The following is a 23,230-nucleotide window of genomic DNA, read 5'->3' as shown; positions in this document are numbered from 1 at the left end:
GAGCATTTAAAAGAGGCCCCAATGAACAACGCTCTGAACCAGCTCCAGCCGTACCCGTTCGAAAAGCTCCGCGCCCTGCTCGGCAGCGTTACGCCGAACCCGGACAAACGCCCGATCGCCCTGTCGATCGGCGAGCCGAAACACCGTTCGCCGAGTTTTGTCGCCGAAGCGCTGGCGAACAATCTGGATCAGATGGCGGTGTACCCGACCACCCTCGGTATCCCGGCCCTGCGCGAAGCCATCGCCGGCTGGTGCGAGCGTCGTTTTGGCGTGCCGAACGGCTGGATCGATCCGGCGCGAAATGTGCTGCCGGTCAACGGCACCCGTGAAGCGCTGTTCGCCTTCACCCAGACCGTGGTCAACCGTGGCGACGATGCGCTGGTGGTCAGCCCGAACCCGTTCTATCAGATCTACGAAGGCGCGGCGTTTCTCGCCGGGGCCAAGCCGCATTATCTGCCGTGCCTGGATGAAAACGGCTTCAACCCGGACTTCGACGCAGTAGCGCCGGAGATCTGGCAGCGCTGCCAGATCCTGTTCCTGTGCTCGCCGGGCAACCCGACCGGCGCGCTGATTCCGGTTGAGACCCTGAAGAAGCTGATCGCCTTGGCTGATCAGTACGACTTCGTGATTGCCGCCGACGAGTGCTACAGCGAACTGTACTTCGACGAGCAAACCCCACCGCCGGGCCTGCTCAGCGCCTGCGTCGAACTGGGCCGCAATGACTTCAAGCGCTGCGTGGTCTTTCATAGCCTGTCCAAGCGCTCCAACCTGCCAGGCCTGCGCTCAGGCTTCGTTGCCGGCGATGCCGACATCCTCAAGGGTTTCCTGCTCTATCGCACTTACCACGGCTGTGCGATGCCAGTGCAAACCCAACTGGCCAGCGTTGCTGCGTGGAATGACGAAGTGCATGTGCGCGCCAACCGTGCGCTGTATCGCGAGAAGTTCGATGCGGTGCTGAACATCCTCAGCCCGGTGCTGGACGTACAGCGTCCGGATGGCAGCTTCTATCTGTGGCCGAATGTGCAGGGCGATGATGCGGCGTTCTGCCGCGATCTGTTCGAACAGGAGCACGTGACCGTGGTGCCGGGCTCGTATCTGTCTCGCGATGTCGATGGCGTCAATCCTGGCGCCGGCCGTGTGCGTATGGCACTGGTTGCGCCGCTGGCGGAATGCGTCGAAGCCGCCGAACGGATTCGTGACTTCATCACCCGCCAGAAGTGATCTCGGAGCGCTTGCGGCAGCCCCCTGCTGCAAGCGCTCAAGCGGTTATTTGACCTGACCCAGATTGGCCTCGCTCAAATCCAGTTCGCCGAGCACTTCTCGCAACACGTCATCACCGATCTGGTGCTGACGACTGAGGCTGTAGAGTTCCAGGCGTTGCGCGCGCAGCGCTTTCAAACGCAGGCGACGCTCAAGCAGATCCATCTGGAATGCCAGCGCCTGAGCCTCGGCAGAATCATTGAACACATCAAGTTGATGGCGATATTCGGACATGATCCGCGCCTTGAGCTCTGCCGCCAGCGCTGCTTGAGCGGCATCCTGTGGGACGACTTCTTCGGTTTCCAGCGAGTGAATCGCCGCTTCGGCCGTCTTGCGCCAGGCGTCGCGCACTTCCTGACGACGCTTGTCGTCGGGACTTTTGTCGATGCCGCGCAGCAGCAAGGGCAGCGCGATACAGGCCGAGACCAGCGACAGCAGAATCACCCCGGCAGCAATGAAAATCAGCAAGTCGCGTTCAGGAAAAGCCTCGGCGCCGATCAGCATCGGCACCGACATCACGCCCGCCAGCGTCACCGCCCCGCGCACACCACCCACCGTCAGCAACCAGCATGAACGCGCCGTCGGCACTTGGGTCAGCTCGCCCTTGCCGCGCACTCGGCGCAGTAACACCGACAAGCGCCAGATGCTTTGCACCCAGATGAAGCGCAGCAGCACCAGCGCGACGAAAATCGCCAATACATCGAGGCAGCGATAGAACAACGTCGGCCACAGCGTCGGCTCATGGCTGACCACGGCCTTGATGATGTCTGGCAATTGCAGGCCAAGCAGCAGGAAGATCAAGCCATTGAACGCAAATTCGAGCAGCGCCCAGACGCTGCGATTAAGCAATCGCGTGCTGGTCTGGCGCGGCAGCAGGTCGAGCCAGCTTTGCATCATCCCCGCCGCCACCGCCGAGAGAATCCCTGAAGCGCCCAAACGTTCGGCCAGTACATAAGCGGCGAACGGCAGCAGCAACATGAACACCACGTGAGTGGCCGGATCGTCCCAGCCCCGGGCGATCATCCACGCGCGCAGGCGTCCGACCAGCCAGCTCAACGCCACACCGACCGCCAGCCCACCGAGCGCCACCGCGACGAAGGTCAGACTGGCATTGGTCAACGAGAACACGCCCGTGACCGCTGCAGCGAGGGCGAATTTGAAGGTCACCAGGCCTGAGGCGTCATTCATCAGCGCCTCGCCCTGAAGGATGTGCATCAGCGGCGTCGGGAGACGGTTCTGCGAAATCGCTGAAACCGCTACGGCGTCCGTCGGTGACAAAACCGCTGCAAGGGCGAAGGCCACCGGCAGCGGAATCGTCGGCAACAGCCAATGAATGAAATAGCCGGCACCGACCACGGTGAACAGAACAAGGCCGACGGCCAGGGTCAGGATCGGTCCGCGCAATTGCCAGAAGGCGCGTTTGGGCATGCGCCAGCCATCGGAAAACAGCAGCGGCGGCAGGAACAGAAACAGGAACAATTCCGGGTCGAGGGCGACGTGCAGCCCCAGGGTCGGCCAGGCGAGCAAGGCACCGGCGGCGATTTGCACCAGCGGCAATGGCAGCGGGATAACCCGCCCGACCAAGCGCGAGACGCTGACCAGCATCAGCAGGATCAGGACGGTGTAAGCAGTTTGCATAAAACGAAAATCTCAGGCGATCGACAGCGTTGAACTGCCATATTAGCGCCTTAGGCTGTGGCTGACCGTTGCACCTATGTCGCACGACCGGAACGCGACCCCCTTGTGGGAGCGAGCCTGCTCGCGAAAGCGGTCGTTCAGCGAACAGAGGTATTGACTGATATGACCTCTTCGCGAGCAGGCTCGCTCCCACAGGGTTTTGCATTGCCAAATCGACCTGAGGCGCCGCGAAACCGTCCGGTCATGGCATAATCCGTCACCATTTTTTTCCAGCACCTGTAAAGGGGGCGATTCCTTGGCCGTTTCAAGTAAAACGTTGCACCTTTTCGGCATCAAGGCGTGCGACACCATGAAAAAGGCGCGCACCTGGCTCGATGAACACGCTGTCAGTTATGACTTTCACGATTACAAGACTGCCGGCATTGACCGTGAGCACCTGACCCAATGGTGCGACGAGCACGGCTGGCAAACCGTGCTGAACCGCGCCGGCACGACCTTTCGCAAACTCGACGACGAACGCAAAGCCGATCTCGACCAGGCGAAAGCCATCGAACTGATGCTCGCGCAACCCTCGATGATCAAGCGCCCGGTGCTCGATCTCGGTGACCGAACCCTGATTGGCTTCAAGCCAGATATCTACGCGGCCGCTCTGAAGTAAGCAGCCCGTCACTCTTTGTAGAGGTATTCACATGTCCAATTCCCTGTTCAGCATCGCCTTTGGTGTCGGCACCCAGAACCGTCAAGGCGCATGGCTGGAAGTGTTCTACGCGCAGCCACTGCTCAACCCTTCGGCCGAACTGGTCGCGGCTGTTGCGCCGATCCTCGGTTACACCGAAGGCAACCAGGCCATCACCTTCACCACCGCCCAGGCTGCGCAACTGGCTGAAGCCGTGAAAGGCATCGACGCCGTGCAAGGCAAGCTGCTGACCCGCCTGGCTGAAAGCCACAAGCCGCTGGTCGCCACGCTGCTGGCCGAAGACGCGCAACTGACCTCCACGCCTGAGGCCTACCTCAAGCTGCATCTGCTCTCGCACCGTCTGGTCAAGCCGCACGGCGTGAGCCTGGCCGGTATCTTCCCGCTGCTGCCGAACGTGGCGTGGACCAGCCAGGGCGCGATCGACCTGAGCGAACTGGCGGAAATGCAACTCGAAGCGCGTCTGCGCGGCGAACTGCTGGAAGTGTTCTCCGTGGACAAGTTCCCGAAGATGACCGACTACGTGGTACCGGCCGGCGTGCGTATCGCTGATGCCGCACGTCTGCGTCTGGGCGCCTACGTCGGCGAAGGCACCACCGTGATGCACGAAGGTTTCATCAACTTCAACGCCGGCACCGAAGGCCCGGGCATGATCGAAGGCCGCGTTTCCGCTGGCGTATTCGTCGGCAAGGGTTCGGACCTGGGCGGCGGTTGCTCGACCATGGGCACCCTGTCGGGCGGCGGCAACATCGTGATCAAGGTCGGTGAAGGCTGCCTGATCGGCGCCAATGCCGGTATCGGCATTCCGCTGGGCGACCGCAACACTGTGGAATCGGGCCTGTACGTGACCGCCGGCACCAAGGTTGCGCTACTCGACGAAAACAACAATCTGGTCAAGGTTGTGAAAGCACGTGAGCTGGCCGGTCAGACTGATCTGCTGTTCCGGCGTAATTCGGAAACCGGTGCTGTGGAATGCAAGACCCACAAATCGGCGATCGAACTGAACGAAGCGCTGCACGCTCACAACTAAGCAGCACATCGACCTCCTGTGGGAGCGAGCCTGCTCGCGAAGCTTCTGGCGTCCTCAAGGACGCTGTCGCGAGCAGGCTCGCTCCCACAAGGTTTGGCGTACACCCCGCCCAATTTCACAGGGCTGAACCCATGATGATCCCCTCCCCGTGGCGCGCTGATTTCCCGGCTATCGCCGCGCTGCAACGGCAAGACCAGACCTATCTGGACAACGCCGCCACCACGCAAAAACCCCAGGCCCTGCTCGACGCACTGACGCATTACTACGCCAACGGCGCGGCCAATGTGCATCGTGCGCAACACCTGCCGGGTGCCCACGCGACACAAGCGTTCGAAGACAGCCGGCGCAAGGTTGGCCAGTGGCTGAATGCCGGTGACAGCGGGCAGATAATTTTCACGCACGGCGCCACCAGTGCCTTGAATCTGCTGGCTTACGGTCTTGAACATTTGTTCGAGCCGGGCGATGAGATTGTCATCAGCGCTCTGGAGCATCACGCCAACCTGTTGCCGTGGCAGCAACTGGCGCAACGCCGCAACCTGAAACTGGTGATCCTGCCGCTGGATGCCGACGGCCTGATCGACCTCGCCGCTGCCGTGCATCTGATCGGCCCGCGCACGCGTTTGCTGGCAGTCAGTCAGCTGTCCAACGTCCTTGGTGCCTGGCAGCCACTGACCGCGTTGCTCGGCATGGCCAAGGCGCAGAACGCGCTGACGGTAGTCGATGGCGCGCAAGGCGTGGTGCACGGCCGGCATGATGTGCAGGCGCTGGGTTGCGACTTCTATGTGTTTTCCAGCCACAAGCTCTACGGCCCTGAGGGACTGGGCGTGCTGTTCGGGCGCAACGCTGCGCTGGAGCAGTTGCAGCCATGGCAGTTCGGCGGCGAAATGGTGCTGGACGCCAACTATCAGGATTCGCGCTTCCGCCCGGCGCCGTTGGGGTTCGAGGCTGGCACACCGCCAATCGCCAGTGTCATCGGCCTCGGAGCGACCCTCGACTACTTGGCCGGTTTGGATCAGGACGCCGTATCTGCCCATGAAGCGGCGCTGCACGACTATCTGTTGCGCGGCCTCGCTGCCCGCAACGGCATTCGCCTGCTGGGCAAGCCGCAACTGGCACTGGCCAGTTTTGTCGTCGAAGGCGTGCACAACGCTGATCTGGCGCATCTGCTCACCGAACAAGGCATCGCCGTACGCGCCGGGCATCACTGCGCCATGCCGCTGATGAAAAGCTTCGAACTGGCTGGGGCGATTCGCGTGTCGCTGGCGCTGTATAACGACTCGGAAGATCTGGAGCGCTTTTTCGAGGCGCTGGATCAGGCGCTGGAGTTGTTGCGATGAGCCTGCCGGTGGAAGCGGCCGAAGCGCTGCAGACGTTTCAGAATGCGGCGGGCTGGGAACAGCGCGCGCGGCTGCTGATGCAGTTTGGCGATCGCTTGCCGGCGCTGGATGACGCGCAAAAGTGCGAGGCCAATCGGGTGCATGGTTGTGAGAGCCAGGTGTGGCTGGTCGGGGATTTGCGCGACGGGCACTGGCAGTTCAAGGCAAGCAGCGATGCGCGGATGATTCGCGGGTTGGTGGCGTTGCTGCTGTTGCGGGTCAACGGCTTGTCGGCAGTGGAGTTGCAGCAGGTGGATCTGCCGCAGTGGTTCAATCAGCTGGGACTGTCGCGGCAGTTGTCGCCTTCGCGCAGTAATGGCCTGAATGCGGTGCTCCAGCGGATGAATGAGTTGGCCGGTTAATCGCCATCGCTGGCAAGCCAGCTCCCACAGGGTTCGGTGGTGTTCATAGATGCACTGAACTTACCCAATACCTGTGGGAGCTGGCTTGCCAGCGATGAGGTCATCAGCCTCACCGTTCAAACCTGAGGTTTTACTCGGTCCGAAGGGCGCCGCACCCCCGCCACAATCTTGTCCACAGCCTTGGTCGCTGCGACCATGCCAAATGTCGCGGTAACCATCATCACCGCGCCAAACCCGCCGGCGCAGTCGAGCTTCACGCCGTCGCCGACAAAACTTTTCTGCAGACAAATGCTGCCATCCGGTTTCGGGTAGCGCAGCTGTTCGGTGGAAAATACGCACGGCACGCTGTAGTGACGGGTCACGGTGCGGGAGAAGCCGTAGTCCCGGCGCAACGTCGAACGGACTTTCGAGGCCAGCGGATCGTTGAAGGTGCGGTTCAAGTCGCAAACCTGAATCAGCGTCGGGTCGATCTGCCCGCCCGCGCCGCCGGTGGTGATGATCTGGATCTTGCGGCGTTTGCACCAGGCGATCAGTGCCGCTTTGGCGTTCACCGCATCGATGCAGTCGATCACGCAGTCGATGTTCGGCGTGATGTATTCGGCCATGGTGTCGCGGGTGACGAAATCGGCCACGGCGTGCACCGTGCAATCGGGGTTGATCCCGCGCAGGCGCTCGGCCATCACCTCGACCTTGGGTTTGCCGACAGTGCTGTCCAAGGCGTGCAACTGACGGTTGGCATTACTGACGCAGACGTCGTCGAGGTCGAACAACGAAATCTCGCCAACTCCGCAACGGGCCATGGCTTCCGCCGCCCAGGAACCGACGCCACCAACGCCGACGATCGCCACATGGGCGGCGCGCAAGCGTTCCAGGCCCTCGATGCCATACAACCGGGCGATGCCTGCAAACCGCGGATCTTCTGTACTCATGACCATTACCCCAAAAACCGGCGCGCATTATAGGGCTACGCAGCGACAAGTTTTAAGCTGCAAGCGACAAGTGTAAGAACTTAAGTCAGAGACGGCTGCCCAATGTCAGGCATTTTCCCGTCAGTTGTACGACTGGTTAACCGCCGGTGTAGGATGCGCGCCCCTCGGGCGTCTATCCGACCGATCCTTCGTTCCACAGCCTTTGGAACCCGAAACAGCTATGTCATCGCGTAAATTTGGACTCAACCTGGTGGTGGTGCTGGCCATCGCTGCCTTGTTCACCGGTTTCTGGGCGCTGGTCAATCGCCCGGTAACGGCGCCGAACTGGCCGCAGCAAATCTCCGGCTTCTCGTATTCGCCATTCCAGCAGGGGCAATTCCCACAGAAGGATCAGTATCCGTCTGACGATGAAATGCGCCGTGACCTGGAAATCATGAGCAAGCTGACCGACAACATCCGTATCTATTCGGTCGACGGTTCGCTGGCAGACATCCCGAAACTGGCGGAGGAATTCGGCCTGCGCGTCACCCTCGGTATCTGGATCAGCCCGGACCAGGAACGCAACGAACGGGAAATCACCAAAGCCATCGAACTGGCCAACACCTCGCGCAGCGTCGTGCGCGTGGTGGTCGGCAACGAAGCGCTGTTTCGTGAAGAAATCACCCCGGAAGCCCTGATCGTTCTGCTGGATCGGGTGCGCGCTGCGGTCAAAGTACCGGTGACCACTTCCGAGCAATGGCACATCTGGGAGAAATACCCGCAACTGGCCAAACATGTCGATTTGATCGCCGCCCACGTCTTGCCCTACTGGGAATTCATTCCGGTGGACAAGGCCGGCCAGTTCGTCTTCGACCGCGCCCGCGATCTGAAAAAACTCTTTCCGAAAAAACCGCTGCTGCTGTCCGAGGTAGGCTGGCCGAGCAACGGTCGCATGCGCGGTGGCGCCGATGCCTCGCCGGCAGATCAGGCGATTTACCTGCGCACACTGGTCAACAAGCTCAATCGCCAAGGCTTCAACTACTTCGTGATCGAAGCGTTCGATCAGCCGTGGAAGGCCAGCGACGAAGGTTCGGTCGGCGCCTACTGGGGCGTGTTCAACGCCGCGCGCCAGCAGAAATTCAATTTCGAAGGCCCGGTGGTGGCGATTCCGCAATGGCGCGTGCTGGCCATCGGTTCGGTGGTGCTGGCGCTGCTGTCGCTGACCCTGCTGATGATCGACGGCTCGGCCCTGCGCCAGCGCGGTCGCACCTTTCTGACGTTTATCGCGTTCCTCTGCGGTTCGGTGCTGGTGTACATCGGTTACGACTACAGCCAGCAATACAGCACGTGGTTCAGCCTCACGGTCGGATTCCTCCTCGCGCTCGGTGCGCTCGGGGTATTCATCGTCCTGCTCACCGAGGCCCATGAACTGGCCGAAGCGGTGTGGATTCACAAACGCCGTCGGGAATTCCTGCCGGTGCTGGGCGATTCCGACTACCGGCCGAAAGTGTCGATCCACGTGCCCTGCTACAACGAGCCGCCAGAGATGGTCAAACAGACCCTCGATGCCCTGGCCGCGCTCGATTATCCGGATTTCGAAGTCCTGATCATCGACAACAACACCAAGGATCCGGCGGTGTGGGAACCGGTGCGTGACTACTGCGTAACCCTCGGCCCGCGCTTCAAGTTCTTCCACGTTTCGCCGCTGGCCGGCTTCAAGGGCGGCGCGCTGAATTACCTGATCCCGCACACCGCCAAGGATGCCGAAGTCATTGCCGTGATCGACTCCGATTACTGCGTGCACCCGAACTGGCTCAAGCACATGGTGCCGCACTTTGCCGACCCGAAAATCGCCGTGGTGCAGTCGCCGCAGGATTATCGCGACCAGAACGAAAGCACCTTCAAAAAGCTCTGCTACGCCGAATACAAAGGCTTCTTCCATATCGGCATGGTCACCCGCAACGACCGTGACGCGATCATTCAGCACGGCACCATGACCATGACCCGCCGTTCCGTGCTGGAAGAATTGGGCTGGGCTGACTGGTGCATCTGTGAAGACGCCGAACTCGGTTTGCGCGTGTTCGAGAAAGGCCTGTCGGCGGCGTATTACCACGACAGCTACGGCAAGGGCCTGATGCCGGATACCTTCATCGACTTCAAGAAACAGCGTTTCCGCTGGGCCTATGGCGCGATCCAGATCATCAAGCGCCACACCCGCAGCCTGCTGCGCGGCAAGGACACCGAACTGACTCGCGGTCAGCGTTATCACTTCCTCGCCGGCTGGCTGCCGTGGGTTGCCGATGGCATGAACATCTTCTTCACCGTTGGCGCGCTGTTGTGGTCGGCGGCGATGATCATCGTGCCGCAACGGGTCGATCCACCGTTGCTGATTTTCGCAATCCCGCCGCTGGCGCTGTTCGTGTTCAAGGTCGGCAAGATCATCTTCCTCTACCGTCGCGCCGTCGGCGTGAATCTGAAAGATGCGTTCTGCGCGGCACTGGCCGGGCTGGCGTTGTCGCACACCATCGCCAAAGCGGTGCTGTACGGTTTCTTCACCAGCAGCATTCCGTTCTTCCGCACGCCGAAAAACGCTGACAACCACGGTTTCTGGGTGGCGATCAGCGAGGCTCGCGAGGAGCTGTTCATCATGCTGTTGCTGTGGGGCGCGGCGCTGGGGATTTTCCTGGTGCAGGGCATTCCGAGCAATGACATGCGCTTCTGGGTGACCATGCTGCTGGTGCAGTCGCTGCCGTACCTGGCAGCGCTGATCATGGCGTTCCTGTCGTCGCTGCCCAAACCTGCGGCCAAGGCTGAGCCGGCACCGGTCGTCTAAATCCGCAACGCAGCACTAAACGGCGGCCAATGGTCGCCGTTTTGCTTTAAGATAACCGCCATTTTGCGGGGCTTGGCGTGATAACCGGTCTGACTGACCACCCCTGTCCCTTGTGGGAGCGAGCCTGCTCGCGAAGGCGTTGTAACATTCAACCTTTAAGGTGCCTGGTAGACCGCTTTCGCGAGCAGGCTCGCTCCCACATTAGAAGCCCAAGCTCACACCCCATGATCCCGGAGTTTTCCATGACGGCCCACGCCGACCTATCGCCGACCCTTCAACTGGCCATCGACCTGATCCGCCGTCCTTCCGTGACCCCGGTCGATGCCGACTGCCAGAAGCAGATGATGCAGCGCCTGGGCGATGCCGGTTTCACCCTGGAGCCGATGCGCATCGAAGATGTGGATAACTTCTGGGCGACTCACGGCAACAACGACGGCCCGGTGCTGTGCTTCGCCGGCCACACCGACGTGGTACCGACCGGTCCGGTTACCGCATGGCAGATCGATCCGTTCAATGCCGTGATCGACGAACATGGCATGCTCTGCGGCCGTGGCGCGGCAGACATGAAAGGCAGTCTGGCGTCGATGACCGTCGCCGCTGAACGCTTTGTCGCCGATTACCCGAACCATAAAGGCAAGGTTGCGTTCCTGATCACCAGCGACGAAGAAGGCCCGGCGCATCACGGCACCAAGGCTGTGGTCGAACGTCTGGTCGCGCGCAAGGAGCGTCTGGACTGGTGCATCGTTGGCGAGCCGTCGAGCACCACCCTGGTCGGCGACGTGGTGAAAAACGGCCGTCGCGGCTCCCTCGGTGCCAAGCTCACGGTCAAAGGCGTGCAGGGCCACGTGGCCTACCCGCATCTGGCGAAAAACCCGATTCACCTCGCCGCTCCGGCGCTGGCCGAGCTGGCCGCCGAGCACTGGGACCACGGTAACGACTTCTTCCCGCCGACCAGTTTCCAGATTTCCAACGTCAATTCCGGCACCGGCGCGACCAACGTGATTCCCGGTGATCTGGTGGCGGTGTTCAACTTCCGTTTTTCCACCGAATCAACCGTCGAAGGCCTGCAGAAACGCGTTGCCGATATTCTCGACAAGCACGATCTGGACTGGCACATCGACTGGGCGCTGTCCGGCCTGCCGTTCCTCACCGAACCGGGCGCGCTGCTCGATGCGGTATCGTCGAGCATCAAGGACATCACCGGTCGCGAGACCAAGGCGTCGACCAGCGGCGGCACCTCCGATGGCCGCTTCATCGCGACCATGGGCACGCAAGTGGTTGAACTGGGCCCGGTCAACGCGACCATCCACCAGGTCAACGAGCGCGTGCTGGCGGCGGATCTCGATGTGCTGACCGAAATTTATTACCAGACCCTGATCAAGTTGCTCGCCTGATGCTCGCGTGCCCGATCTGCAGTGAACCGCTCAACGCGGTCGACAACGGCGTGGTCTGCCCCGCCGGGCATCGGTTTGACCGTGCGCGTCAGGGTTATCTGAACCTGTTGCCGGTGCAGCACAAGAACAGCCGCGACCCGGGCGACAATCAAGCGATGGTCGAGGCGCGCCGTGATTTCCTCAACGCCGGGCATTACGCGCCAGTGGCAAAGCGTCTGGCTGAATTGGCGGCGAGTTATGCGCCGGAGCGCTGGGTCGATATCGGTTGTGGCGAGGGTTACTACACCGCGCAAATCGCCGAAGCGTTGCCCAATGCGGATGGCTATGCACTGGACATTTCCCGTGAAGCCGTCAAACGCGCCTGCAAGCGCAACCCGGCAATTACCTGGTTGATTGCCAGCATGGCCCGCGTGCCATTGGCTTCAGGCAGTTGCCAGTTTCTCGCCAGCGTCTTCAGTCCGTTGGATTGGGAGGAAGCCAAGCGTCTGCTCAGCGTCGGCGGTGGGCTGATGAAAGTCGGCCCGACACGTGGCCATCTGATGGAGTTGCGCGAACGCCTGTACGACGAAGTGCGCGAGTACACCGACGACAAGCACATGGCCCTGGTGCCGGAAGGCATGGCGCTGGCGCACAGCGAAACCCTGGAATTCAAGCTGACCCTGGACAAGCCCGAGGACCGCGCCAACCTGTTGGCGATGACGCCTCACGGCTGGCGTGCCAGTGCCGAGCGTCGTGCGGCGGTGATCGAACAGGCCGAGCCGTTCGAGACCACCGTGTCGATGCGCTACGATTATTTCGTTCTTCAATAACTTTTGGTCTCGGGCACAGGCCCGGGGCCGGCTAAATCCGCGAATGGATTTTTCAGACCCGCAGTGAGGACATCCATGCGCCAACCGGACATCGAGATTTACCTGAAAGACGCCGACGTCGACCACAAGGCCATCGCCGCCTGGCTCGGCCAAGCGCTTGGCCCGTGCAGCGACTGGGTGCAGAAAGGCCAGACGTACAAGTGCAAGGCCGGCAACGTGCCGGTGACCTGGCTGCCGAAAGCCGTGGGCAAGTGGAACAGCCTGTTCCTGGAAAGCGACCAGACCCCCTGGGACGACGACATCGCCTGCGCCCGCGCAGCCTTTGCCGCGCTGAACGTCGAAGTGCGTTGCGCACCGGGGACGTGGGTCGAAGAAGAAGGTGAAGAAACCGCCGATCGCTGGATTCGCATCAGCGAAGACGGAGAAGAAGAGATCACCTGGAAGACCGTGTAATCAGGGCAACGTAGAGCCCATGTGGGAGCGAGCCTGCTCGCGAATGCGCAGTGTCAGTCGATATGAATGGTGACTGATACACCGCATTCGCGAGCAGGCTCGCTCCCACAGTGGTTTTGGCGTTCTGGAGGTTTGTGTTACAGACCTACAACATCCTCAGCCTGCAACCCCTTCTCGCCGGTGATCACCGCGTACTCGACCTGTTGACCTTCGGTCAGCGAGCGGTGCCCTTCGCCGCGTATCGCGCGGTAGTGCACGAACACGTCCACGCCGTCGTCGCGCTGGATAAAGCCGTAGCCTTTGGCGTCGTTGAACCACTTCACGTTGCCGGTTTCGCGTGTTGCCATCTGTTCATACTCCTTTTTTATTATTGAACGGGCTTTTCGCAGGAAAGCCTTAGAGGAACGTCAGCCTGCGTCCGACGTCCATGACAGGGCACCGGCAACAGAGCGCCGAGTATATGACAGGTGAAGAAACTCTCAACAGGAGATTACTTCGGCGCTTTTTTGCCGATTTTCGCCTAATACGGCAAACTGTCCGCCCCGAGCGCCTGCTCGGTTTTATTCACTCACGCAGAAGCCGTATGACCCGTTCCCCGTTCCGCCGTCTTGTGTTTGGCACCCTGCGCCGCCTGTTGTATCTCTGGGTTCGCTCCGAGACCATCAATCAGTCGTCGTTCACTCTTAACCTCGACCGCAGTCGTCCGGTGTTCTACGTCCTGCAAAACCCTTCGCTGACGGATCTGGCGGTGGTTGACACCGAGTGCACCAAGGCCGGTCTGCCACGCCCGGTGCTGGCGGTGTCGGTGGGTTCACTCATCGAACCAGCGGCGTTTTTCTATTTGACGCCGGACCCGGACTGGCTCGGCCGCCAGGACAAACGCGGTGCGCCGCCAACTCTCACCCGCCTGGTCAGCGCGCTGACGCAGAACGCTGCCGAAGACGCGCAGATCATTCCGGTCAGCGTGTTCTGGGGCCAGTCGCCAGACAGCGAAAACAGCCCGTGGAAACTGTTGTTCGCCGACAGCTGGGCAGTCACCGGACGCCTGCGCCGGCTGCTGAGCATCATCGTCCTCGGGCGTAAAACCCGCGTGCAGTTTTCCGCGCCGATCCACCTGCGCGAACTGATCGATCACAACAAGGGTCATGAGCGCACCGTGCGCATGGCCCAGCGCATCCTGCGCGTGCACTTCCGCAACCTCAAAGCTGCGGTGATCGGCCCGGACATTTCCCACCGGCGCAATCTGGTCAAAGGCCTGCTCAACCAGCCGCTCGTCAAACAGGCGATCCTCGACGAAGCCGAGCGCGAAAAAATCTCCCCGGAGAAAGCCAAGGCCCAAGCCCTGCGCTATGGCAACGAGATTGCTTCGGACTACACCTACACCGCGATCCGTTTTCTCGAAGTGGTGCTGAGCTGGTTCTGGAACAAGATCTACGACGGTATCAAGGTCAACCACATCGAGGGTGTGCAAAACGTTGCGCAGGGTCACGAAGTGATCTACGTGCCGTGCCATCGCAGCCACATCGATTACCTGCTGCTTTCCTATCTGCTGTTCCGCAATGGTCTGACCCCGCCGCACATCGCCGCCGGGATCAACCTGAACATGCCGGTGATCGGCAGCCTGCTGCGCCGTGGCGGCGCGTTTTTCATGCGCCGCACGTTCAAGGGCAATCCGCTGTACACCTCGGTGTTCAACGAATACCTGCACACGCTGTTCACCAAAGGTTTCCCGGTGGAGTATTTCGTCGAGGGCGGGCGCTCGCGCACCGGGCGCATGCTGCAACCGAAAACCGGCATGCTCGCGATCACTCTGCGCAGTTTCCTGCGTTCGTCGCGGATGCCGATCGTATTCGTGCCGGTGTACATCGGATACGAGCGCGTGCTCGAAGGCCGCACCTACCTCGGTGAGCTGCGCGGCGCGAGCAAAAAGAAAGAGTCGATCTTCGATATTTTCAAAGTGATCGGCGCGCTCAAGCAGCGCTTCGGCCAGGTCGCGGTCAACTTCGGCGAGCCGATCAAACTGGCCGAATTTCTCGACGCTGAGCAACCGGACTGGCGCCAGCAGGAGCTCGGCCCGCAATTCAAACCGGCGTGGCTCAACGAAACCACCAACCGCCTCGGCGAGAAAGTCGCCCGACATCTCAATGAAGCGGCGGCGATCAACCCGGTCAATCTGGTAGCGCTGGCACTGCTGTCGACCACGCGCCTGGCCCTGGATGATCGGGCCATGGCGCGGGTGCTGGACCTGTATCTGGCGCTGCTGCGCAAGGTCCCGTATTCGCCACACACCACCTTGCCGGAAGGCGATGGCCGTGCGCTGATTGAGCATGTGAAAGACATGGATCTGCTCGCCGAGCAGAACGATGCGCTGGGCAAGATTCTGTATCTGGACGAGCAGAACGCGGTCCTGATGACTTACTACCGCAACAACGTCCTGCACATCTTCGCCCTGCCCTCGTTGCTCGCGAGTTTCTTCCAGAGCACCTCGCGCATGAGCCGCGAGCAGATCCTGCGCTACACCCGCGCGCTGTATCCGTACCTGCAATCGGAATTGTTCATCCGCTGGAGCCTGGACGAACTCGACGCGGTGATCGATCAGTGGCTGGAAGCGTTCGTCGAGCAGGGCCTGCTGCGTTTCGAGAAGGACGTTTACCTGCGCCCGGCGCCGAGTTCGCGGCATTTCGTGCTACTGACACTGCTGTCGAAAAGCATCGCGCAGACCCTGCAGCGGTTCTACATGACCGTATCTTTGCTGCTCAACAGCGGCCAGAACAGCATCAGCGCCGAAGAGCTGGAAGACCTCTGCACAGTGATGGCCCAGCGCCTGTCGATCCTCCATGGCCTGAATGCGCCGGAATTCTTCGACAAGAGCCTGTTCCGCCACTTCATCCAGACCCTGCTCGACCTCGACGTCCTGCGCCGCGACGAAGCCGGCAAGCTCAGCTATCACGAACTGCTCGGCGAGCTGGCCGAAGGCGCGGCCAAACGCGTGTTGCCGGCGGAGATTCGCCTGTCGATCCGCCAGGTCGCGCTGCACCGCAGTGAAGATGCGGCGGATCAGATCACGCCACAGCCTGAGGCTTGAAGCCTTACCCCTGTGGGAGCGAGCCTGCTCGCGAAGACGGAGTGTCAGTCGCCATTTATTTTGACTGATCCAGCGCTTTCGCGAGCAGGCTCGCTCCCACATTGAAAGGAGATTCACCCATGAAAAAACTGCTAACCCTCGCCGCCGCCACGCTGCTCAGCGCCTGCCAATCAACCACACCCGCCGGCAAGGCCAGCCTCGACGGCGAAGTCTTCTACCTGCAACGCATCGCTCTGCCCCCGAGCGCGACCTTGAGCGTCAGCCTGCAAGACGTGTCGCTGGCCGATGCACCCGCCATCGTCCTCGCCGAACAGAAAGGCCCGATCAAAGGCCAGGTGCCGCTGCCATTCCATTTGAGCTACGATCCGGCGCAGGTCAAATCCGGCCATCGTTATTCGATCAGCGCGCGCATTGAAGTCAACGGCGAGCTGATGTTCATCACCACCGAAAACCACGCCGTGCAACTCGACGGCAACGACCCGCAGCCGCTGAAAATCCGCGTCGACGCCGTTCGTTAATCCACTCGCCAAAGGAAGACGCCATGCGCCGCCCTACCCTTCGCTTCGCCGCCGCCTGCGCCGGTCTGCTGATCTCCGCCAACGCCTTGGCCTTGTCGCTCAACGACCTGTCGCAACAAGACGCCACCGGCGGCCTCAAGGACGCCCTGACCCAAGGCGCCCAGATCGCCGTGAAACAACTCGGCACCCCGGGCGGCTTCAGCAACAACCCCGAAGTGAAAATCGAACTGCCGGGCAAACTCGGCAAAGCCGCGAGCAAGATGAAAGCCTTCGGCATGGGCGCCCAGGTCGAAGAACTGGAAAACGCGATGAACAAAGCCGCCGAATCCGCTGTGACCAGGCCCAGCCAATCCTCGTCGATGCAGTGAAGAAAATGAGCGTGGCCGACGCCAAAGACATCCTCAGCGGCGGCAATGATTCGGCCACCCAATACCTGAACAAATCCAGCCGCGAACAGATCCGCGCGAAATTCCTGCCCATCGTCAAGCAAGCCACCGACAAGGTCGGCGTCGCGCAGAAGTACAACTCGTTTGCGGGCCAGGCCGCTGCGTTTGGCGTGGTGGACGCGAAGAGCGCGAACGTTGAGAGCTACGTTACTGAACAGGCACTCAATGGTTTGTTCGAGATGATCGGCAAGCAGGAAGAGACGATACGTCAGAACCCGGCCGCTGCGGCGACGAGTCTGGCGAAGAAGGTGTTTGGTACGCTTTAAGTCGTTACAACATGGGGGCGATTCAATTCGCTCCCATGCTTGCCTCCACGTAAAGAACTACGTAAAAAAAACACCCACTCCCGCCCCATCTTCCTTCTCTCAAAAAGCTGCAATTGGTCCAGCTCTTCCAGAATCGACGCCGCCTCGCTACCCGAGCAGGAAAAATTTTCCGCGACATTGCTCGCCGTAAACTCCTTCGCCTCCCCGCTTTTAGCCACCTGATAAACCGCGCGCTGCCGTTCCGTCAGTTGAGCAATTACGCCAGAGCTCATCAGCCAGCGCTCAAAGTCCTGAGTGTCTGCCAGACTCTTGCGGTACACAGTTGTAAAACCGACCACGGCTCGCAAAACAACCGCGCATTGAAACTCGATGAAATAAGTCAGATCCAGCTCATCCGCCTCGGTGTGCAGGTAGGAGCGTCCGTATTTCACCGGTGCATTGCGCAGCAGCAGACTGATCGCAATGTAGCGAAACGCCGCGAACTCATGTTTGAACATGAACCAGTAAAACAAGGCTCTCGCGACCCGTCCGTTACCGTCGCGAAATGGATGTTCATAACCCATGGCGAAATGCAGCGTCACGGCCTTGATCAGTGGATGCAGATAATTTTTGTCCAGAATCGAGGCAGCGGGCCGGTTGATCCAGGCGGACAACCTCGCCAACCGCGCAACCAATCCTGCAGCAGGAGGTGGTCGGTGCACGGTATTGCCTGAACCATCCTGAACAACCACCTCATCATTGGTCCGGAACAATCCGGGGGAATACTGCCCGTCATCGATCCCCTCCACACCCACTCGATGGATCTCTGCAATCAGCTCAATGCTCAGAGGTTCATAACGCTTTTCCCAAGCGAAATTCATCATTCGATAATTACCCATTACCATGCGCTCATCCGGCGTCCGCGGCTGGCGCTGATGCTTGAGCATGTCCTTGGCTACGCGCGTGGTAGTCGCCGCGCCCTCCAACTGGCTACTGGCGATGGCTTCGTCTTCGATCAGGTCATTGAACAGACAGGAGAAATGCGCCCGCTCGCCGATCTGACTGGTCATGTAATCCAGCGCGGCCGTACTGGCGTAACGATCCACCACAGCCAAGGTTTTCTGCGCCAACGGCGTTGGCACGTATTTGCCCCACTGCACCGGCTCGCCCAACGGCAACAAATGAATGTACTGGGCCGCCCGCGCCTTCTTCACCAACGCCCAACAAAGATTCGCGTCCAACCCAGCCGCCCAGCGATAGCGCAACGCCTCGAATGGCAGATAGCGCCCCTGATCATCGAGCGGCTTGAGCAGCGCCAGATAATCCGCAAGTCGTTGCTTGTGGGGAGAGCGGGCCAACAGGTCGAAAACAGGATCCGTTCTGCCAGCTAATGTCGGTGGTTTCTTCATCAGACAGACTCAAGGACTCGGAAAAGCAGAACCCGGAGTACAGCATTGGACGGCCAGCGCCTCAAGATCGGAGGATTCTGAAAAAGCTGTAGGAAGGCAGCGTGAATTGGCGATTCGAAATGAATTGGCTGTCAGACCGCCTTCGCGAGCAGGCTCGCTCCCACAGAAAAGCAAGCAGCGCAGCTACCTGCGGCGAAGCCGCCCCACTCAACAATGAGCGCAAGCTCGAGTAACGCTCTTGATCTTGCTTTTGATCCACCGGCGACGTCGGAAGGCTGAGTGGAGGGATTGATCCGGGCGTGGGAGCGCAGCGACCGTACGACGCAGTCGTACACAGCGAGTGTAGGTGCAGCGAAGCAAACCGGAGCCGCTGCGCCCGGATCGATCCCGCAGCGAAGGAACCCGAGCCTGCGAGGGCCGAACGCAGGAGCAAGCCTTTTTGGGTACTTTTTCGGCGTCTGGAAAAAGTGCCTCGCCGTAAGGGCGAAACCGCCAGCCGCAACGCCCACAGCAACGGATATACACCCAAAACCCCCAAATCATGGTCGGCCCGAAGGCCGCCACGACACAAAAACCTCAAGCCTCCTTACGCACCCGAAACCACGCCGCATACAACGCCGGCAAAAACAACAGCGTCAGCGCAGTCGCAACAATCAACCCACCCATGATCGCCACCGCCATCGGCCCGAAAAACACACTGCGCGACAGCGGAATCATCGCCAGCACCGCCGCCAGCGCCGTCAACACAATCGGCCTGAAGCGCCGAACCGTAGCCTCGATAATCGCCTGCCAGGGCTTGAGCCCCGAAGCAATATCCTGCTCGATCTGATCGACCAGAATCACCGAATTGCGCATGATCATCCCGGACAACGCGATGGTCCCGAGCATCGCCACAAACCCGAACGGCTGCCTGAACACCATCAGAAACAACGTCACCCCGATCAGACCCAGTGGCGCGGTGAGAAACACCATCGCCGTGCGCGAGAAACTGCGCAACTGCACCATCAGCAAGGTCAACACCACGACAATGAACATCGGCACCCCGGCATTCACCGACTTCTGCCCGCGCTCGGAATCCTCCACCGTGCCGCCGACATCCAGCAGATAACCATCGGGTAATTCGGCGCGAATCGGGTCCAGCGTCGGCATGATCTGCTTGACCAGCGTCGCCGGTTGCTCCTTGCCGTAAATGTCGGCGCGCACGGTCACGTTCGGCAGCCGATTGCGGTGCCAGATGATGCCTTCCTCGAAGCCGTATTCCAGCGTGGCAATCTGCGACAACGCCACACTGCGACCGTTATCCGTCGGCACCGCGAGGCTCGGCAACAACGACAATTCAGTGCGCTCGTGCACGGTGCCGCGCAGCAGAATCTCGATCAATTCGTTGTCTTCGCGATACTGGCTGACCGTCGAGCCGACCAGCGAACTCTGCAGGAACTTCGCCAGATTGGCGGTGCTCACACCGAGGGCGCGGGCGCGATCCTGGTCAATGTTCAGGTAGACGACTTTGCTCGGCTCCTCCCAGTCCAGATGCACGTTGACCACATGCGGATTCTCGCGAACCTTTGCCGCCACTTTGCGCGCCAACGCACGGACTTCTTCGATGTGTTCACCGGTAACGCGGAACTGCACCGGATAGCCAACCGGCGGGCCGTTTTCCAAACGGGTGACCCGCGAACGCAGGGCCGGGAACTGTTCGTTGAGGGTTTCGATCAACCAGCTGCGCAGCGCTTCACGCTCTTCGATGGTTTTTGCCAACACCACGAACTGGGCAAAACTCGCCGCCGGCAGTTGCTGATCCAGCGGCAGGTAGAAACGCGGCGAGCCGGTGCCGACGTAGGCCACGTAATTGTCGATGCCGGCGTGCTCCTTGAGCAGCGCTTCGAGGCGTTTGACTTCGCTGGTGGTATTGGCCAGAGAAACGCCTTCGGCCAGTTTCAGATCGACCATCAACTCCAGCCGGTTCGAAGCCGGGAAGAACTGCTGCGGGACGAATCGGAACAGCATCACCGAGGCAATGAACAGGCCCACGGTGAGCACGATCACCGTCTTGCGATGGGTCACGCACCACTCCACCAGACGCCGGACGCGCTGATAGAACGGCGTCGCATAGGGGTCCGGCTGACCATCGCCTGTGCCGTGTTTCGCCGCATGAATTTTCGCCAGATCCGGCAGGAGTTTTTCCCCCAGATACGGCACGAACATGACCGCCGCCACCCATGAGGCGAGCAAGGCAATGGTCACCACCTGGAAAATCGAGCGGGTGTATTCGCCGGTTCCGGACTGCGCAGTGGCAATCGGCAGGAAACCGGCGGCGGTGATCAACGTGCCGGTAAGCATCGGGAATGCAGTGCTGGTCCAGGCATAACTCGCCGCGCGAATGCGGTCGAAACCCTGCTCCATTTTGATCGCCATCATTTCCACGGCGATGATCGCATCGTCCACCAGCAGACCCAGCGCCAGCACCAGCGCACCGAGGGAAATCTTGTGCAGGCCGATCCCGAGGTAATACATGCAGGCGAAGGTCATCGCCAGCACCAGCGGAATGGTCAGCGCGACGACCATGCCGGTGCGCACGCCGAGGGAGAAGAAGCTCACCAGCAAGACGATCGCCAGCGCTTCGACCAACACCTGGACGAACTCGCCGACGCCGGTTTTTACCGCTGCCGGCTGATCGGACACCTTGCGCAACTGCATGCCGGCCGGGAGGTTTTTCTGGATCCGCGAGAACTCGCCCTCCAGCGCCTTGCCCAGCACCAGAATGTCGCCGCCATCCTTCATAGCCACGGCCAGACCGATCGCATCGTCGCCCATGAAACGCATGCGCGGCGCCGGTGGGTCGCTGAAACCGCGACGCACATCGGCGATATCGGAGATGCGGAACGTACGATCGGCGACGCGGATCGGAAAGTTCTTTATCTCATCGACTGTCTGAAAATTCCCCGAGACGCGTAGCTGCAAGCGCTCGCTGCCGGTTTCGAAGAACCCCGCAGTGGACACCGCATTCTGTTCCTCCAGTGCCTGCTGCACCGCCGCCAGCGGCAAGCCAAGGGTGGCGAGTTTGACGTTGGACAGCTCGACCCAGATTTTCTCGTCCTGCAACCCAAGCAGTTCGACCTTGCCAACGTCCTTGACCCGTTGCAGTTGAATCTGGATGCGGTCGGCGTAATCCTTGAGCACGGCGTAGTCGAAACCGTCACCGGTCAACGCATAGATATTGCCGAAGGTGGTGCCGAACTCATCGTTGAAGAACGGCCCCTGAATTCCCGGCGGCAAGGTCTGGCGGATATCGCCGACCTTCTTGCGCAACTGATACCAGAGATCGGGGATTTGCTTGGAGTGCATCGAGTCGCGGGCGATGAAGGTCACCTGGGATTCACCGGGGCGGGAGAACGACATGATGCGTTCGTACTCGCCGGTTTCCATCAGCTTCTTTTCGATGCGTTCGGTGACCTGGCGCGAGACCTCCTGCGCGGTCGCGCCGGGCCAGCGGGTCTGGATGACCATGGCCTTGAAAGTGAACGGCGGGTCTTCGCTCTGGCCGAGTTTGGTGTAGGACAACGCGCCGACAACGGCGAGCAAAAGCATCAGGAACAGTACGATCTGGCGATTACGCAACGCCCATTCTGAGAGGTTGAAGCGCATTGGGGCTTACTCCTTGTTCGCCAGATTGACCACACGGTTGGAGCGATCCACTGGTCGCACCTGCTGGCCGTCGAGCAATACGTGAACGCCGGCAGCCACCACCCAGTCGCTGGCATTCAAGCCCTCGAGCACCGCCACGCTTTTCTCGCCGAACGGACCGACCCGCACCGGGGTTTTCTTCAACGTGTTGTTGCCGTTGACCACCCAGACGTAAGTCGCGCCGTTTTCAGCGGTCAGCGCGGAAAGCGGTATCGACAACGAGACACTGTCAGCCGATTGCACGAACACCCGGGCGCTCTGCCCCAGCTCGGCCGGGACTTTGCCGCTGGTGAACGAGATACGCGCGGCAAAAGTGCGCGAGCGCGGATCGGCGGATGGCGACAACTCGCGGATCTGCCCGGCAAACCGCTGATTCTGCTGCGCCCACAATTCCACGGTCACTGGCTGACCGACCTTGAAGCGGCCGAAGCTTTGCTCCGGCAGGCTGATCAACACTTCGCGCTCACCATCGGTGGCGAGTGTGAACACGGTTTGCCCGGCAGCGACCACCTGACCGACTTCCACCGAACGCTTGGCCACCACACCATCCTGCGGCGCACGCAGCACCGCGTAACTGGCCTGGTTGGTCGAAACGTTGAATTCAGCTTTGATTTGTTTAAGGCGGGCTTCGCCGGAGCGATATAGATTTTCGGCGTTGTCGTAGGCCGAGCGGCTGACCATCTGCCGATCCATCAGGGTTTTATAGCGATCCCGTTCGGCGCGGACCAGGTTCAGATTGGCCTCGGCGGCGGCGACCTGCGCGCGGGTGGCTTCCAGTTGCAGGCGCACGTCCTGCGGATCGAGTTCGGCCAAGGGCTGATCGGCCTTGACGCGCTGGCCTTCGTCGACCAGTCGTCGGCTGACTTTGCCGCCGATGCGGAATGCCAGATCAGGCTCATAACGGGCACGCACCTCGCCCGGATAACTTTCCATCGCCTGCGCCGAAGGCTCGGGCTGTACCACCATGGCCGGTCGCACGGTGACCTTGGTCACCTCTTCCTGACCGCACGCCGATAACAGGAAAGCCAGACTGACTGGCACGGCAAAGGACAACGCATGGCGGAACATGGTGACGGACCTTTCGCG

17 protein-coding genes and 1 pseudogene are annotated in these 23,230 nt (G+C 60.8%); 12 read left to right on the top strand and 6 right to left on the bottom strand.

Annotated features, from left to right (window positions below; all coding sequences use genetic code 11):
- The first annotated feature begins 21 nt into the window (after nt 1-21).
- Nucleotides 22-1,221 (top strand): succinyldiaminopimelate transaminase, encoded by a 1,200-nt coding sequence (gene dapC / locus J2Y39_RS00760; RefSeq protein WP_310214438.1) that lies wholly within the window; start codon nt 22-24, stop codon nt 1,219-1,221.
- Between the two features lie 45 nt (nt 1,222-1,266).
- On the opposite strand, the gene J2Y39_RS00755 is transcribed toward dapC, so the two are convergent.
- Nucleotides 1,267-2,898, bottom strand: a complete 1,632-nt coding sequence (locus J2Y39_RS00755; protein ID WP_310214437.1) for a Na+/H+ antiporter — start codon at nt 2,896-2,898, stop codon at nt 1,267-1,269.
- A gap of 295 nt (nt 2,899-3,193) precedes the next feature.
- On the opposite strand from J2Y39_RS00755, the gene J2Y39_RS00750 reads away from it, so the two are divergent.
- The 4 genes from J2Y39_RS00750 (at nt 3,194) to J2Y39_RS00735 (ending at nt 6,360) form a co-directional block, all read left to right on the top strand.
- The gene (locus J2Y39_RS00750) at nt 3,194-3,556 is read left to right on the top strand and encodes an ArsC family reductase (RefSeq protein WP_038860603.1); all 363 of its coding nucleotides are present in this window, start codon (nt 3,194-3,196) and stop codon (nt 3,554-3,556) included.
- Between the two features lie 31 nt (nt 3,557-3,587).
- Complete coding sequence (gene dapD, locus J2Y39_RS00745) at nt 3,588-4,622, top strand: 2,3,4,5-tetrahydropyridine-2,6-dicarboxylate N-succinyltransferase (protein ID WP_041478134.1); 1,035 nt, start codon at nt 3,588-3,590, stop codon at nt 4,620-4,622.
- Between the two features lie 131 nt (nt 4,623-4,753).
- The gene (locus J2Y39_RS00740; RefSeq protein WP_056783198.1) at nt 4,754-5,959 is read left to right on the top strand and encodes an aminotransferase class V-fold PLP-dependent enzyme; all 1,206 of its coding nucleotides are present in this window, start codon (nt 4,754-4,756) and stop codon (nt 5,957-5,959) included.
- Nucleotides 5,956-6,360 (top strand): SufE family protein, encoded by a 405-nt coding sequence (locus J2Y39_RS00735; RefSeq protein ID WP_310214432.1) that lies wholly within the window; start codon nt 5,956-5,958, stop codon nt 6,358-6,360. The genes J2Y39_RS00740 and J2Y39_RS00735 overlap by 4 nt, the downstream gene beginning before the upstream one ends.
- Before the next feature lie 116 nt (nt 6,361-6,476).
- On the opposite strand, the gene tcdA is transcribed toward J2Y39_RS00735, so the two are convergent.
- On the bottom strand, nt 6,477-7,295 hold the full coding sequence (gene tcdA / locus J2Y39_RS00730) for a tRNA cyclic N6-threonylcarbamoyladenosine(37) synthase TcdA (RefSeq protein ID WP_150743265.1): 819 nt from the start codon (nt 7,293-7,295) through the stop codon (nt 6,477-6,479).
- 214 nt (nt 7,296-7,509) lie between these two features.
- On the opposite strand from tcdA, the gene J2Y39_RS00725 reads away from it, so the two are divergent.
- The 4 genes from J2Y39_RS00725 (at nt 7,510) to J2Y39_RS00710 (ending at nt 12,757) form a co-directional block, all read left to right on the top strand.
- Nucleotides 7,510-10,101, top strand: coding sequence for a glycosyltransferase (locus J2Y39_RS00725; RefSeq protein ID WP_310214428.1), 2,592 nt, complete (start codon nt 7,510-7,512; stop codon nt 10,099-10,101).
- 242 nt (nt 10,102-10,343) lie between these two features.
- On the top strand, nt 10,344-11,495 hold the full coding sequence (gene dapE, locus J2Y39_RS00720) for a succinyl-diaminopimelate desuccinylase (protein WP_236168067.1): 1,152 nt from the start codon (nt 10,344-10,346) through the stop codon (nt 11,493-11,495).
- Nucleotides 11,495-12,304 carry a putative RNA methyltransferase gene (locus J2Y39_RS00715; protein ID WP_252868866.1) on the top strand — a complete coding sequence of 270 codons (810 nt, stop codon included), beginning with the start codon at nt 11,495-11,497 and terminating at the stop codon, nt 12,302-12,304. The genes dapE and J2Y39_RS00715 overlap by 1 nt, the downstream gene beginning before the upstream one ends.
- A 75-nt stretch (nt 12,305-12,379) precedes the next feature.
- Nucleotides 12,380-12,757 (top strand): hypothetical protein, encoded by a 378-nt coding sequence (locus tag J2Y39_RS00710; protein WP_056783189.1) that lies wholly within the window; start codon nt 12,380-12,382, stop codon nt 12,755-12,757.
- Between the two features lie 137 nt (nt 12,758-12,894).
- Here J2Y39_RS00710 and J2Y39_RS00705 read toward each other — a convergent pair whose 3' ends face one another.
- Nucleotides 12,895-13,104, bottom strand: a complete 210-nt coding sequence (locus J2Y39_RS00705; RefSeq protein ID WP_016771489.1) for a cold-shock protein — start codon at nt 13,102-13,104, stop codon at nt 12,895-12,897.
- A 236-nt stretch (nt 13,105-13,340) separates the two neighbouring features.
- Between J2Y39_RS00705 and plsB the strand changes: the two genes are divergently transcribed.
- From plsB to J2Y39_RS00690, 3 genes and pseudogenes are all read left to right on the top strand, one after another.
- Entirely contained in the window at nt 13,341-15,842 is a 2,502-nt protein-coding gene (plsB, locus tag J2Y39_RS00700; protein ID WP_122610711.1) for a glycerol-3-phosphate 1-O-acyltransferase PlsB, read from the top strand.
- 119 nt (nt 15,843-15,961) lie between these two features.
- A complete protein-coding gene (locus tag J2Y39_RS00695; RefSeq protein WP_041478142.1) occupies nt 15,962-16,360 on the top strand; it encodes a YbaY family lipoprotein in 399 nt (132 codons plus the stop codon).
- 23 nt (nt 16,361-16,383) lie between these two features.
- Nucleotides 16,384-17,072 (top strand): annotated as a pseudogene (locus tag J2Y39_RS00690) (DUF4197 domain-containing protein).
- Here the strand turns inward: J2Y39_RS00690 and J2Y39_RS00685 are convergent.
- The 3 genes from J2Y39_RS00685 to J2Y39_RS00675 all read right to left on the bottom strand — a co-directional run bounded on the left by J2Y39_RS00685 (nt 17,069) and on the right by J2Y39_RS00675 (nt 23,212).
- Nucleotides 17,069-18,460 carry a Fic family protein gene (locus tag J2Y39_RS00685; protein WP_310214425.1) on the bottom strand — a complete coding sequence of 464 codons (1,392 nt, stop codon included), beginning with the start codon at nt 18,458-18,460 and terminating at the stop codon, nt 17,069-17,071. The pseudogene J2Y39_RS00690 and the gene J2Y39_RS00685 overlap by 4 nt on opposite strands.
- A gap of 576 nt (nt 18,461-19,036) precedes the next feature.
- Nucleotides 19,037-22,105 (bottom strand): efflux RND transporter permease subunit, encoded by a 3,069-nt coding sequence (locus tag J2Y39_RS00680; protein ID WP_150636300.1) that lies wholly within the window; start codon nt 22,103-22,105, stop codon nt 19,037-19,039.
- A 6-nt stretch (nt 22,106-22,111) separates the two neighbouring features.
- Nucleotides 22,112-23,212: an efflux RND transporter periplasmic adaptor subunit gene (locus J2Y39_RS00675; protein WP_041478148.1), complete on the bottom strand. Its 1,101-nt coding sequence runs from the start codon at nt 23,210-23,212 to the stop codon at nt 22,112-22,114.
- Nucleotides 23,213-23,230: the final 18 nt, after the last annotated feature.

Origin of the sequence: Pseudomonas sp. 2957, assembly GCF_031456345.1 — a bacterium.
Lineage (GTDB): Bacteria > Pseudomonadota > Gammaproteobacteria > Pseudomonadales > Pseudomonadaceae > Aquipseudomonas > Aquipseudomonas siliginis.
This window is presented reverse-complemented; position numbering and strand designations above follow the sequence as displayed.